We start from the raw sequence: 13568 nt of genomic DNA, 5'->3' as shown, positions 1-13568 counted from the left end.
TACTGCTTCTCTGCGTGGCGTAACCATCCCTGCTAATTACTATTTCCGGTTTCCTTCCTGATTATACTCTCCCCGTAGTAACAAAAGAGGGATTAGTTGAGTCATAGGATAAATCTTGCCTAAAAGAATTGCGTGTAGGGTAGCCCAGATGTGCTACCCTAAAAACTTTTACGGAAAATGCGGTAAATTTCTTGTAGCTGGAAATAATTCGGCACAACTATCATAGGGCTTTCTAAGATGAGTCGAGACGCTTTGGTGGTGGGAATTAATACGTATGACCACTTAAAATGTCTCAACGCACCAGCTACGGATGCTGAAGCGATCGCTCAAATCTTACAACAATATGGGGAATTTCGGGTAACGCGGCTACCAGCAGTCAAAGACAAGGAAAACCAGACTATTCGCATCGGTAAGCAAACTAAAGTTAGTTTAACTCAGTTAGAAAAAGCGATCGTCCAATTGTTTAAGCCAGATGGGAAGCCGCCAGACACAGCGCTACTGTATTTTTCTGGTCATGGATTGCGGAAAAATGTCGGAATTCAGGAAGGTTATTTAGCGACGAGTGAAGTCAACCCCGATGCGGGTAATTGGGGATTATCTCTACAATGGCTGCGACGACTGCTGCAAGAAAGTGAAGTCAGACAACAAATTGTGATTTTGGATTGCTGCTATAGCGGGGAAGTGCTAAATTTTGTTTGCAGAGGCAGATCCAGGCGATCGCGGTAAAGGCAGAGACAGGTGTTTTATTGCGGCTTCTCGTAATTTTGAAGTCGCTTTGTGATGCCAACTTTATCAATGCTGTCCTCACTTATGCCCAATTCGATGGTGTCAACCTCAATGGTGTTAACTTTAGCGGTGCGTATCTTAATAGTGTCGGCTTCATCGATACCAACTTTAAAGGTGCCAACCTCAGCGATGCTGACCTTAGCGATACCTACTTCATTGGTGTCAAAAACCTAACTCCTGAGCAAGTCAAATCTGCTAAAAATTGGGATAAGGCAATATACACCGAGGATTTTCGTGCCAAGCTCGGTTTACCACCAGAACCAGCTAAGTGAATACTTTGGGTTGCATTTTTACTTCTACTCAATCCTGCAATGCAACTTTTTACAAACTTTTTCTACATTATTTATTATTCGACTAAAAGTAGTTGTTTTGCGGTCTTCTTTACGTCTATGTGCAAAACAAAAAGATTTATTTGTCAGAACGAGTAAAGCGAATCGCAACCCTCAGAGATTGCTTCGCTGGTAGTGATTTTTTATAATTAAGCGATCGCCTGAGGTCACTCCCGTCAACTCTGAAGTCACTCCCGTCAACCCTGAAGTCACTCCCGTAAACCTTGAAGCCACTTCCGTCAACCTTGAAGTCACTTCCGTCATCCCTGAAGTCACTCCCGTAAACCCTGAAGCCACTCCCGTCATCCCTGAAGTCATTCCCGTAAACTCTGAAACCACTTTTGATAACTCTGCATCTAATCTGAAAAAATGGCATCAAAGAGCAATCTATTGACTCTGAAATTCATTGCCAGGATGTTTTGATACAATTGATCTAAAACAACCTTCACACACCCTACCAATCCTTCTCTCTAGCGATATCTTGTTCAGTCAAGTAAGAAAATTCCAGCCCCATCAAATCTAATAGTTCAATAAATACATCAGGTTTTATTTCCATGATTTCTGCGGCTTTTTTTAAACTAATAACTCTCGAAAATAACGCCCTACTCACAAACAAAAATGTTTCTTTTTGCTCAATATTATTAAATAATAAAATTTCCAAAGCAACACTTCTTAATTCTTTCTTATTAGTCATAGGTATTTCAAGCTACTGATTGAATATCTTCTAGATTATCCCAAACTTCTGCAAGCAATGTCTAACGACAAGCGAAATGAGCAATTAGAAACCGCACGCCTGTCGCTCATGGGGAGCCACTTTGTTGGATTGAGTTAATGCATTTAAGTGTTACTGCTAGTGATATTGTCCTAGCTTTTCAGCCTCCAGAAGCGAGGAAATATAGCCGTTCTCGCTTGCGTCAAATACAAGCTTTTGTGGGGCATAGCATTGCTATGCCCCTACCGTTTATCGCGGTGTACTGCATTCAAACAAGAAGTGCTATGTACTGAGTTTGCAACCGTTTAAAGCAGCAAAACAAATTCAAATTTAAGGAGGGTTAGGGATAATCAAGCCTTAACCCAAGTCTATTTGCAGATAATTAACTGCGGTTATCTATCTGAGCGCGTTGCAAACTTCTAGAGAAGTCAACATAGACACTTTTCAATTCTGTGAAAACATCCAAAGCAGTAGTTCCAGCTTCGCGGTGTCCGTTACCAGTTTGTTTCACACCACCAAAGGGCAAGTGTACCTCTGCCCCAATAGTCGGGCCGTTAATATGAGTGATACCTGCTTCGATGTCGCGCATAGCAGTAAAAGCCCGATTGATATCACGGGTGTAAACTGAATCGGAATGGGTCGCGTCTATCTTACAATCGCGCTACCGCTTCGACATAAACATCAACGATGACGGTATTACTACCCTCCGACGTGACAATGCTCCGGCTCATCTTCATGGTATTCCTCGAAGTGAAATTCGGAATTTACAACATTTACCCACTCAAATTGTAGTTGCTCCTTTGATGGCTCTAGAACGGGGTCACAATATCTTGAATGCTCAAGGTAAAGCCGCATTCGGTGCAGTGCTGTTCCTCAATAGACCCATGCCAATACCTGATAACTGGCAATCTATCGTTCAGCAACTCAACGCTTGGGCGCTGAAGCACGAAAAAGACTCTACTCTGTACGAAGAAGCTCAATCAATATTGGGAAACCTAACCCTAACTCAGGTTGCGGATATCTTTTACCAGAATGCTGCTGCCGAGATGGTCAATTTGAACTACACGGCGTGGTCTTTCAAACAACTAACAAAGGACGAGCAATCAGTACTTTGCTGGACGCAGTTAGTCAGTATCTGGCAAATCATCGGGCGTTTGGTGCGTGGTGGTGTACCAGCAGTAGTCCATTTTCTAGACGTAAAATTTGCCCCAAATTCAGCTATAGGCGAACAAGACAGCGAAACCACTTCACTTTTAGTTGCCATTATCAAGGTGCTGGAACCTTATATCGAAAGTGAGGATGTGTTGGCGCGATCGCTTTATAGTGCTTTTTTGAACGCACTTCAACAAATGCAACAAAGAAACTTAAACTATGACTAAAATTATTCTTCCTGGTGCTTAGGAACTTATTGCAAAAAATCCAACATACAAACTCTCTGCAATTTATGTTCCTACTACATGGAGACAAGTCGCCAACAACCTTGCTCAACAGCGTGCCAGATTCAGAGGTCAAGGTTATCGAGCCGTACCAGTTTATTCCCTCGACCCTTTAATAGTTGGTAGCTTTCCTCAGATTATCAAGACTATGCGTAATGGCTGGCAGAGAGGCAATGTACCTTGGTTGTTAGCAACAAAAACCATAGACCTTTCTGACTTGGGTAACTATATTAAAGATTGGTTGATTGAAGAATTTAGTTCTTTAGAAAATGTTGAGTCACAGCTTGCAAATCTGAATAATGATGATTGGCACTGGGAAGAACCAAAAATTTATGATTTACTTCATCCTCAAGATAAGGTCGAAACAAGCAACCTTTACCAAGCAATTCCAGATTACCTTGCCAAGGAGTTTCTCCAAAACCCAACAGTTTCCTTTGGTGTTGATGAGCAGTATCAACTGACATTTTACTGAGTAGTTAGCCTCCAAGGCGCTGAGTTAATGTCATGGCCTCCCAGTGAAGTTACGGTTCCTAAAGGAAAAGAAACAATAGAAACAGCATATATTTCGTTTGTCCTTGAGTTTGTTTTGCAAACAGTCCCTTGGCACGAAAAACCGATTATCTATTATCATTTATCAGTTCGACGCTGGCTGACTCAACCTCTGAAATATATACCGTACCCAGGTGTGAAAGCTCATATCGGTGATAACCGTCGGTGGTTAGATGGTCAACGCCAACCTTTTTGCTTTATTCCAGTGATGATCAAGCGTTATGGAGAGCAAAGGAAATGGCCTCAAGCCATCAGCAATCTTTTTTCTCTCAATGACTCTCAACTTCCTGACGTAAATAATTTCGTTTCTAACCCAAATCACAATTGGTCAGGTATCAACACAATTCCTAATGGTGTTCAAGCTGCGATCGCCTACACTTCTAAATTAGGAGATCCACCGTGCTTAGGTGGTGTCAGTCCACAGGATTTAGCTAGTCTAGATAAAGCTATTGAAGCATGTCTTCCTGTTCAGAGAGTGGGTGAGGCTGAGAGGGTGACAGGTAATGTTTTTATTTTCTGGCCTTTAGAGAAACCCAAAAATAAAATTGTTCCTCTACTTGTTGATGAAGATAACCAATCTTCCAAGCCTAAAAAAGCCAAGAAATCTGAAGACCCAAATCATTCAGCTACGCCAATGCTGCGACCAAAATTAGCAGCGCCAGCAGTATTTCGTAAACTTGAAAATCCTCTTCACACGATACTGATTTTGTGGGAAACTCCACAATGTCGTGATGCACTAATTGATGAGATTTGTAAGTTACTGTATTTATCACCGACAAACGTAAGCAATATTTATGAAGGAGCATACGGTTCGCTATGCATCAAGACTCAACACGTTGGCGACCTCACACGAAACCTAGAAATTAAAAGTTTTTCTGAAGCGAGGAAAACTTATCAACAGCAACGTCCTGATTTATTAGCAGAACGCATTAACAAGATTAGTGCATTTATACCTAAAACGAAAGAACTAAGCGGAGCCTTAATTGAAATCAGACCTAAACCTCCCAAAACTGAAGCCGATCCCAAACTAGCATGGCGGATTGGGGCAGTGAAAGCAGGCTATCTCAATCAATATATCCACCGAATTACTACCATAACAGACCCGGATAAGCTGAAAAAATCTGGTTTAGAACCAGTGAAACAAGCAGTATCAGACTTACTAAGACAATTCGGAATTTTCCCGGATACTCCTTTAATTAATCCTGAAAAAGATGGGATTGATGCTGATGTCTGGTTAACGTGCTTTTATGTTCTACGTCGCACTCGCAAAACAAATGCTGAAAATATTCCCAAAACTGTTGTTTTAATGATTAGAGTTAATCCACTTAAAGCAAAAGTGGAGTTAACAACACCTGATTTATTTAATAAACAAGGTTGGGTATCTTATCCTGTTGGACTTGTACATCTTTCAGATGAAGACTGGGACACCAGCTCCTACGATGAAAGTAATGAAGAACTTGATGAGGAACAAAAGCGCAAGGAGCAAACAAAAGAACAAAGATTAATCAATAAATTTGTTGCTGAATGTTTGCAAGATTGCTTAAATACTCCAATTACTGATAAAAAATCCCCTCGTGTGCTATTCATGGCAGAAGCACAAAATGCTCGCAAAATGCTGAACTGGCTACAAAATCAAAATTTACTAGCTAATGACCCACTACAAGCGCTGAAACAGCACCTTTCACAAGAAGAAATAAATCGCCTCTGGATTGTGCGCTTACGAATTGCAGATAATGGTGAAGTGCCAGTTGCTATTGTTAAAGATTCTCCTGGTAGTCGAACCAGTGGTGTTTATCGATGGCAGAATGTATGTGATGATGGGGAGCGATCGCTCTACTTGAGTGTTAGAAAACCTTTAAATACTGAAAAGCACATATTACGCAGATAGCAGTCTCGTCTTGACAACGGTAGCAGGCAAGCTGGAAAAGCGAGAATCTTAGAAATAGCCTTGATTCATCACCCAGAAATCAAGGGTGACAAGCTAGCTCATTTTGTCCACTCTCTCAGAAGTCGTTGGCCTTATTTTGCCAATGATGTTGTTCTACCATTGCCTTTCCCTTTTGCAATTAAGGCTAAAGAATATGCTGTCAGTACTAAAGATCCTGTGGAATTCTCAGAGACTGACGATTCTAATTTTTAACAACAATACTGCCATTGAGATTTTGCAACCTATTAAATCCTTGGCTGTTAACCTCAAAGATTGGTAAGAATAGGAATAAGCAGAACGTTTTCCTAAAAAACAGTTTTTCAATATGAGCAATACCAGTAATTTTCGTGAAGCTTTCCGTGAGGCTAAATCTCACGCCCTGGTTGGCCCAAACGTGATTGCCAACGCCCTCCCCTACGTTGGTGGTGGATTAGTGCTTACGGCATTAGGAACCTACGGCGGTTTGGGAATTATCCGCACTAACCCCGAAATCTTCTTTCCCACCTTCATTGGTGCGGTGATTTTGGAGTTAATTTTGTTCTTTGTTGCCCAAAATGTTGCCCAAAAAGGTAATAAGGGTCTTGCACTACCCTTGCTAGCAACCTACAGCCTCTTGTCTGGATATACTCTCAGTGGCTTGGTATTTGTTGCTTTGAGATCCCAAGGTGTTGGCATTCAAGGCATTGGCTTGGCTGCCCTTGGTTGTGGTGTCACCTTTATTGCTGCCCGTCAAATTGGTTCAAATCTTTCTGAACAAGACGGCATGGCTTTGACGAAAACCATCAATCTTGGTGTCATTGCTTTGGTGGTTGTGTGCCTTGCTCAATTTGGGTTTGCCATGTTTAATGTTTACACGCCAAATTGGTTAGAAATTGCTATCTCCGGTTTAGGAGTATTCCTGTTTGTTGGGGTTTCTGTTGTCGATTTCTACATCTTGCCCCGCACTTACAGTGATGACCAATATCTGCCTGCTGCTTTGTCGATGTACTTAACTTACATCAACTTGTTCATCTTTATCTTGCGGTTGCTAATTGCCATAAATGGCCGCGATTAATTATCTGTAGGCGCTAACAAAAGTCAAGTTTTATAAAGTAAAACCGTGGTTGAATTTTTAGCAATCACGGTTTTTTCTTCGTTTTAATAGTAGAATAGATAGATAAGTTCAGCCTCAAGCGAGCAAAAGTATGCTTGAATTCTTAAATGTCAAAATCGAAGTAGAAAAGTTGTCTAATATCTTGAGCAAGACCGAAGACTGTCTTTGACCTCGAATATTTGACTGCAAGAATTCAATATTTAGATCGAGTAATTGCTCAACCTGGTTTTTGGAATAATCCAACCCTTGCTTATGAGACACTTCAAGAAATTGAATACTTCATATTCTACAAACATCAGCAATATCAGCGCTGGTGTTCGACTCTAGAAGATATCAAGGCTGCGTTATAATTGTTGGAATTATCAGCTGATGAGCAATTGTGGCAAGAGGCCCAAACCAACCTTACCCAACTTCAACAAGAACTCGAAACAGCAGAAATACGACAATTATTGTCTGACTCCCACGACAAAAAAGGTGCATTACTCACTATTACTGCTGAGGTTGATAATGCAGACAGTCAGTACTGGGCATATATGTTGCTGCAAATGTACTGGCGTTGGGGAAAAAGCCACAATTATCAATTGGATGTAGTAGAGATTTCTGAGGGGAATGAGAGTGGAGTTAAGTATGCAACCTTAGAAATTACAGCAAGTTGTGCATACGGCTACCTCAAATCAGAAACAGGCACACATCAACTACAGCAGATATCCCCCTTTGATGTTATTAACAGGCTTGCGGACGAGTTTAGCTAGTGTGGAAGTTATCCCAATATTGGATGAGTCCGTTGAGTGGGAGATTCTAGAGAAGGATTTGCAAATAACTAGGGCGTGTCATCAATTAAGCCAGATAACGGTAGCAGCAAGATAAATTGCGCCGAGAAAGTTTATTGCTCGCTTATCATAACGTGTGGCGATCGCTCGATATTGTTTGAGTTGGGCAAAAAAATTCTCTTTTTCGTTGTCGTGCTTTGTATAAATCTTTGTCATATTGACGTTAGAGAATGCGATTGCGTTTGGGCGGAATTACCACCGTTTTGCCATATTGTTCAAGTCGCTCAATTACGCGCTTATCAGCATCGTATCCTTTGTCTGCAATCAGTGTATCGGCTACAAGGTCTTCGAGTAATCCCTCTTTTGTTACCTTCGGGGAAGAAAAGAGGGATAACACCTCGGCTCCATCAAGATCACATGCTTGTCCTTGAGTCAAATGAAAGCAAGTTGGATTACCCAAGGCATAGACCAGGGCGTGAATTTTCGTACTTAGTCCACCTTTACTGCGACCGATGGCTTCGCTCTTAGTATCCCCCCTTTTGCTCCAGCACTGTGTTGGTGGGCACGTACAATGGTCGAGTCAATCATTGCATATTCATTGTCTGCATCCGAGGCTAGCGCCTCAAATACCTCAAGCCACACCCCACGCCTTGCCCATCGGCTAAAACGGGTATGAACTACTCGAAAATCTCCAAATCGTTCGGGTAAGTCCCGCCAGGGAATACCTGCTCGGTAGCGGTAAAGTACAGCTTCCACGAACAATCTATTATCTTTCGCTGTTACTCCTACCGTCTGTTTCCGTCCTGGTAGTAAGTCTTTGATGCGCTCCCACTGGTCATCCCGCAAGGCATAGCGACGTGTCACGATCGCATTCCTCCCTGTTCACTCAATTCTCTTTCGGCTACTAATTCTAAAATAGATTGATACCTATTTGATGACACGCCCTAGGTGGCAATGCAATATCAGGAATATTAATCACTCCGAAACTTGGGTAAAGGTGGTTCACATTCCTAGCGGGATTAGTGTATTTTGTAACCAAGAGCGCAGTCAAATGCAAAACAAAGAGAAAGCCTTAGCTATTCTCAAAAGTAAACCGTTGGCGATGTCTACGACGGGCTACGCCTACGCATTAGCTCAAGGTGTCCAGCTTGACAAAATTCAACCCCGACAGATAAAACCTCTATCCAACAAGCTCATCCGGGAATATATCTTGCATCCTGACACCAAGGTGAAAGATTTACGCACTAATGTAGAAACATCTGCTGCGACTGAGGTATTAAACGGTAAAATTGATTTGTTTATCAAAGCCTATCTGCAACAGCTAAATCTCACTACTTCAGTGGGTAAAGAAGTGCTTGATAATTTCAAGTAACTTTTGTAACCTATACAAGTTTTGCAGAAAAAATTTGCCCAACTACAGCTAAAATCAAGAAACATAAAAAGAGCAGTTTTCCGATCAAAAGCGCTCTATCTATCATTCAGCAAGCACTATGGAAGTTTTAGAACTCAAACGCGAAATCGAAACGTTGTCTAACCGCCTGGGTAAAACCCAGGACTATCTTTGACGTACCTGCACTGACAGCCAAAATTCAAGACCTGGAAAAAATATCAGCACAGCCAGAATTTTGGAATGACCAAACCCTCGCCCAACAAACGCTGCAAGAACTCAACGACTTGAAAGCCCACCTTCAGCAATACGATCGCTGGTATGCCAATCTAGAAGATACTAAGGCAGTTGTGGAATTATTGGAGTTAGAAACCGATGAGGGACTACTCCAAGAAGCCGAATCTACCATCACTAAACTGAATCGTGACCTCGACCAGTGGGAGTTACAACAGTTACTTTCTGGCCCCTATGATACTGAAGGTGCTGTACTGACAATTACTGCTGGTGCTGGTGGCACAGATGCTCAAGACTGGGCATTTATGCTAATGCGAATGTATACCCGTTGGGGCGAAACTCACGGCTATAAGGTAACTTTAGCCGAAGAGTCAAAGGGTGATGAAGCCGGAATTAAATCGGTAACGCTAGAAATTACTGGTCGCTATGCTTATGGTTACTTGCGTTCAGAAATGGGTACACATCGTTTAGTGCGAATTTCACCTTTTAATGCTAACGGTAAGCGGCAAACCAGTTTTGCCGGGGTGGAAGTGATGCCGCAGATAGATAACTCTGTACAGTTGGATATTCCAGACAAAGATTTGGAAATCACCACAACTCGCTCTGGTGGTAAAGGTGGGCAAAATGTCAACAAAGTAGAAACTGCGGTACGGATTGTTCACCTCCCTACAGGTCTTGCCGTGCGCTGTACAGAGGAGCGATCGCAGCTGCAAAATAAAGAAAAAGCCTTAAATCGCCTCAAAGCAAAGCTGTTGGTTATAGCTAAAGAGCAACGTGCCCAAGAAATTGCTGAAATTCGTGGTGATATGGTGGAAGCCTCTTGGGGAAACCAAATCCGTAACTATGTATTTCATCCTTACCAAATGGTGAAGGATTTACGTACAAACACGGAAACTACAGCGATTGGTGACATAATGAATGGCGAACTTGATACATTCATCCAAGCTTATCTGCGCCAAGAAAATAAACTAGTAGAAAACACTCTGGTATAGAGGCAGTTGTGACATAACATCCTGATTACTAAGGCGTTTCTCTGTGAAACGCCTTAGCAATATATGGGCGATCGCCATTCTATCCCCGACCAACTGTTACAGTTATAAAAGAGTCTGTAGACAAATTAACTATGAGCAACTCTCCTTCAACAGAACCTCAACCTAGCTACGTCAAACTCGCCATGCGAAACATGGTGCGAAAGGGTGGAACTTCTCTAAAGCATTTTGCGTTGACTGCTGTAGGGCTTTTAGCTCTGCTTGTTGGCCTTGCTTACCTTACTCACTAACGACAAATCGTAAACCTCAGACAAGGAGACTTTGTGCCCCTGAGAGTTGAACTATATGTGGAGGAGTCTTTTTATGATTTGTCCTCGACAATATCTGTAAAGATTGACGAGACTAATGCCAGAATTACTCCTGAAACTTGGGAAAACTGGTTTAATCACTGGTTGGAAATACTTCACCCTCAGATTCCACCAGCGCCAAGTTATGAAATCGGGTTGCGTTTGACAGATGACTTGCAAATTCAAGAACTGAATGCTCAATATCGTCAGCAAAATAAGCCGACAGACGTTTTAGCTTTTGCTGCTTTGGAGGTGAATTTTCCTCAAAGCATAGAAATGCTTGCCTCTGTACCATTATATTTAGGTGATATTATTGTGTCTGTAGATACAGCACAACGCCAAGCTCAACAACAGGAACATAGCTTACCAACCGAGCTAGCCTGGTTAGCTGCTCACGGTTTATTGCATCTTTTGGGCTGGGATCATCCTGATGAAAAAAGTTTAGAGGGAATGTTAAAACAGCAAGTGAGATTGCTGAATGCAATAGGTATTGCTATTGACATGGAATAGTAGTAGCCGATGCATCTCTTAATGTCAATTTTGGGTAATACTTTTATAATACTTCTGTGGAAAATTGCTTAAAGATTGCCTCAAAGTTAATTCTGCCATTAAGATCGGCGAATATTCCCACTGTAGCAACTCTGTTCTTGTGTTTTTAAGTCTATGTCCCAAAAAATTTCTCCCTCACCAACGCCTACCTCGTTACAAACACTAGTGTCTAACGAACGGGAATTCTCCTGGAAAGTAGCCTCTAATTTATTTATTAGTTTTAAATATGCCTGGGCTGGAATCAGTTATAGTTTTCAAACTCAACGTAATTTTCGCATCCATATAAGTGTTTGTGCTTTAGCGATCGCTTTGAGCGTTTTTTTGCATCTGCAAGCGGTAGAAATTGCGGTAATTGGTGTAACTAGTGGTTTAGTTTTGGCATTAGAGTTACTAAATACAGCGCTCGAGTCTGTTGTGGACTTAACCGTTAAGCAGACTTACCATGATTTGGCAAAAATTGCTAAAGATTGTGCGGCTGGTGCAGTGCTTGTCTCGGCTTTCGTAGCGATGTTAGTAGCAGGTACGCTATTGCTCCCTCCTCTGGTGAGGTTAATTATATCGGCTTTGTAGAGGTGATTTGCTCCGATGTAGCCCGCACTTCTCTACGAGACGCTCTTGCTAGCTTGCTTCCACGTTCGCGTAGCGTGCCGTAGGCAAGTGGTACGACAAAGCTCAGTGATCGCCGCAGGCATCGCCAAGTGAGCCGATAACAGGATCACATGTCTGATCCTTTAGAGAACACATTATAAGCAATTTAGAATTGAACAAGTGGCTTATCATAGAGTAGCCGCTTCATATTTACCTGTCCACTTTAGCGTTATTTTTACATCTTGCGAACAAATAAATTAAGTAGGCAAAAATAAATCAAACTATGTTATGCAATGTGAAATTAATTAAATTGCTTCATAGTAATCGACTCTAACTCTATTTTAAGGGCTAAAGTCACTTACTACAAACCTTTAATTATTCACGCCCACTCACTTAGTATGAGATATTTGTCTATGCTATTACAACTGATGAGTAATAGAAGCTAGGAGTTATAAACTTTGATTATAGTTATCGACAATTACGATAGTTTTACATATAATTTAGTGCAATATCTGGGAGAATTGGCTTCAGAGTTCCCAGTGGCAGATGATATTAAAGTTTTTCGTAACGACAAGATATCCATAGATGAGATTCAGGCATTAAAGCCGGAAGCCGTAGTTATTTCTCCTGGACCTGGTCGCCCGGAAGATGCTGGTATTTCTTTAAAACTGATTGAACAGCTAGGACAAGAATTACCAATTTTGGGTGTCTGTTTGGGACATCAAAGCATTGGTCAAGTGTTCGGTGGTAAAATAATTTCTGCTCCAGAATTGATGCATGGCAAAACCTCTCAAGTGTCTCACACTGGAGTGGGGGTTTTCCGGGGATTAAAAAATCCTTTAACCGCCACCAGGTATCATAGTTTGGTAATCGAACGTGAGACTTGCCCAGATGTGTTAGAAATCACCGCTTGGGTTGAAGATAACACCATTATGGGAGTGCGACACCGGAACTATCCTCACATTCAGGGCGTCCAGTTTCACCCAGAGAGTGTCCTGACATCTTCAGGAAAACAGTTATTGCGAAATTTTCTCCAACAGTTACAGTCAAGAGCATAATTAATGAAACGACGACAGTTGATGGGCTATGCTGGGGCGGGGTTAGTAACAGCTTTAGTTACTACCTTGGGTTCTGAATCTCAAGCTGACGCACAATCTAGCGGTTTATCAGTTCAGTGGTTGGGTCATACTTGCTTTCTTTTTACTGGTGGCGGTGCGAAAGTTCTCGTCAATCCATTTCGGTCAATCGGTTGTACTGCTAAGTATCGTCCCCCAAAAGTTGCAGCAGATTTGGTACTGATTAGCAGCCAACTGCTAGATGAAGGTGCTGTGGATGTACTACCGGGAAATGCAAAACTCATCTACGAACCAGGAGTCTATGAGTTTAAAGGCATTAAATTCCAAGGAATTGCTATAGACCACGATCGCAAAAATGGTAGGCAGTTTGGTTCAAATACTGCTTGGAGTTGGAAGCAAGGCGGAATTAATATCCTACACTTAGGCGGAGCGGCTGCACCTATTTCCATTGAGCAAAAAATCTTGATGGGGCGTCCCGATGTAGCGTTTATTCCAGTGGGAGGCAGTGCAAAAGCCTACAATGCTGAGGAAGCAAAGCAGGCTGTTCAAGTATTAAATCCCAAGTTGGTGATTCCGACTCATTACCGCACACAAGCGGCTGATGCTGCTAAGTGCGATCTTTCGCCACTGGATAATTTTCTGACCTTGATGCAAGGTATGACAGTGCGTCGTAGCAATGGAGATACTATTTCCATTAGCCCCGATAAATTGCCAGAAAAAGGGGAAATTCAGGTTTTGAGTTATAAGTTTTGAGCAGTAAGGAAATGAAGGAATCAGAGAGCAGAAGGAGCAGGAG

General features: G+C 42.0%; 14 protein-coding genes and 5 pseudogenes. 15 read left to right on the top strand and 4 right to left on the bottom strand.

The genetic code is table 11. The annotated features are described in order from the left end of the window. Positions 1–237: 237 nt before the first annotated feature. Both V7K89_RS28070 and V7K89_RS36150 read left to right on the top strand, forming a co-directional pair. A pseudogene (locus V7K89_RS28070) lies at positions 238–830 on the top strand (caspase family protein); the annotation flags it as partial. Positions 831–881: 51 nt separating this feature from the next. Next, complete coding sequence (locus tag V7K89_RS36150) at positions 882–1058, top strand: pentapeptide repeat-containing protein (RefSeq protein WP_442941780.1); 177 nt, start codon at positions 882–884, stop codon at positions 1056–1058. Between the two features lie 171 nt (positions 1059–1229). On the opposite strand, the gene V7K89_RS28060 is transcribed toward V7K89_RS36150, so the two are convergent. Both V7K89_RS28060 and V7K89_RS28055 read right to left on the bottom strand, forming a co-directional pair. Then, on the bottom strand, positions 1230–1454 hold the full coding sequence (locus V7K89_RS28060) for a hypothetical protein (protein WP_335193087.1): 225 nt from the start codon (positions 1452–1454) through the stop codon (positions 1230–1232). Positions 1455–1569: 115 nt separating this feature from the next. After that, positions 1570–1809 carry a hypothetical protein gene (locus tag V7K89_RS28055; protein WP_335193085.1) on the bottom strand — a complete coding sequence of 80 codons (240 nt, stop codon included), beginning with the start codon at positions 1807–1809 and terminating at the stop codon, positions 1570–1572. A gap of 137 nt (positions 1810–1946) precedes the next feature. Between V7K89_RS28055 and V7K89_RS28050 the strand changes: the two genes are divergently transcribed. Further along, positions 1947–2120 carry a hypothetical protein gene (locus tag V7K89_RS28050; protein ID WP_335193083.1) on the top strand — a complete coding sequence of 58 codons (174 nt, stop codon included), beginning with the start codon at positions 1947–1949 and terminating at the stop codon, positions 2118–2120. A gap of 89 nt (positions 2121–2209) precedes the next feature. On the opposite strand, the pseudogene V7K89_RS28045 reads toward V7K89_RS28050, so the two are convergent. Continuing rightward, positions 2210–2461 (bottom strand): annotated as a pseudogene (locus V7K89_RS28045) (aldehyde dehydrogenase family protein); the annotation flags it as partial. 169 nt (positions 2462–2630) lie between these two features. On the opposite strand from V7K89_RS28045, the gene V7K89_RS28040 reads away from it, so the two are divergent. From V7K89_RS28040 to V7K89_RS28020, 5 genes and pseudogenes are all read left to right on the top strand, one after another. Beyond that, positions 2631–3206 (top strand): hypothetical protein, encoded by a 576-nt coding sequence (locus tag V7K89_RS28040; RefSeq protein WP_335193081.1) that lies wholly within the window; start codon positions 2631–2633, stop codon positions 3204–3206. 28 nt (positions 3207–3234) lie between these two features. Continuing rightward, positions 3235–5952 (top strand): annotated as a pseudogene (locus V7K89_RS28035) (pPIWI_RE module domain-containing protein). A gap of 112 nt (positions 5953–6064) precedes the next feature. Further along, positions 6065–6793: a Bax inhibitor-1/YccA family protein gene (locus V7K89_RS28030; RefSeq protein WP_335193079.1), complete on the top strand. Its 729-nt coding sequence runs from the start codon at positions 6065–6067 to the stop codon at positions 6791–6793. A gap of 218 nt (positions 6794–7011) precedes the next feature. Continuing rightward, the gene (locus V7K89_RS28025; RefSeq protein WP_335193076.1) at positions 7012–7182 is read left to right on the top strand and encodes a hypothetical protein; all 171 of its coding nucleotides are present in this window, start codon (positions 7012–7014) and stop codon (positions 7180–7182) included. After that, entirely contained in the window at positions 7183–7584 is a 402-nt protein-coding gene (locus tag V7K89_RS28020) for a PCRF domain-containing protein (RefSeq protein WP_335193074.1), read from the top strand. 81 nt (positions 7585–7665) lie between these two features. Here the strand turns inward: V7K89_RS28020 and V7K89_RS28015 are convergent. Further along, positions 7666–8469 (bottom strand): annotated as a pseudogene (locus V7K89_RS28015) (IS5 family transposase). Between the two features lie 97 nt (positions 8470–8566). Between V7K89_RS28015 and V7K89_RS36145 the strand changes: the two are divergent. From V7K89_RS36145 to V7K89_RS27980, 7 genes and pseudogenes are all read left to right on the top strand, one after another. Continuing rightward, positions 8567–8785, top strand: a pseudogene (locus tag V7K89_RS36145) (peptide chain release factor-like protein); the annotation flags it as partial. Between the two features lie 307 nt (positions 8786–9092). Next, positions 9093–10215, top strand: a protein-coding gene (gene prfB, locus V7K89_RS28005) for a peptide chain release factor 2 (RefSeq protein WP_335193070.1) whose coding sequence is annotated in 2 segments (ribosomal slippage) — positions 9093–9164 and positions 9166–10215 — 1122 coding nt in all. Because the reading frame shifts where the segments join, the coding sequence is not laid out codon by codon here. Positions 10216–10346: 131 nt separating this feature from the next. Beyond that, on the top strand, positions 10347–10502 hold the full coding sequence (locus V7K89_RS28000) for a DUF3285 domain-containing protein (RefSeq protein WP_104904774.1): 156 nt from the start codon (positions 10347–10349) through the stop codon (positions 10500–10502). Between the two features lie 39 nt (positions 10503–10541). Continuing rightward, a complete protein-coding gene (gene ybeY, locus V7K89_RS27995; RefSeq protein ID WP_335193098.1) occupies positions 10542–11069 on the top strand; it encodes an rRNA maturation RNase YbeY in 528 nt (175 codons plus the stop codon). A gap of 153 nt (positions 11070–11222) precedes the next feature. After that, on the top strand, positions 11223–11678 hold the full coding sequence (locus V7K89_RS27990; protein ID WP_335193068.1) for a diacylglycerol kinase family protein: 456 nt from the start codon (positions 11223–11225) through the stop codon (positions 11676–11678). Between the two features lie 476 nt (positions 11679–12154). Continuing rightward, positions 12155–12754 (top strand): anthranilate synthase component II, encoded by a 600-nt coding sequence (locus tag V7K89_RS27985; RefSeq protein ID WP_335193066.1) that lies wholly within the window; start codon positions 12155–12157, stop codon positions 12752–12754. A gap of 3 nt (positions 12755–12757) precedes the next feature. After that, positions 12758–13525: an MBL fold metallo-hydrolase gene (locus tag V7K89_RS27980; protein ID WP_335193064.1), complete on the top strand. Its 768-nt coding sequence runs from the start codon at positions 12758–12760 to the stop codon at positions 13523–13525. Positions 13526–13568 lie beyond the last annotated feature (43 nt).

The sequence above is a fragment of the Nostoc sp. genome (genome assembly GCF_036917515.1).
Taxonomy (GTDB): domain Bacteria; phylum Cyanobacteriota; class Cyanobacteriia; order Cyanobacteriales; family Nostocaceae; genus Nostoc.
Note: the sequence above shows the minus strand (reverse complement) of the source record. Positions and strands in the feature narration are given on the sequence as shown.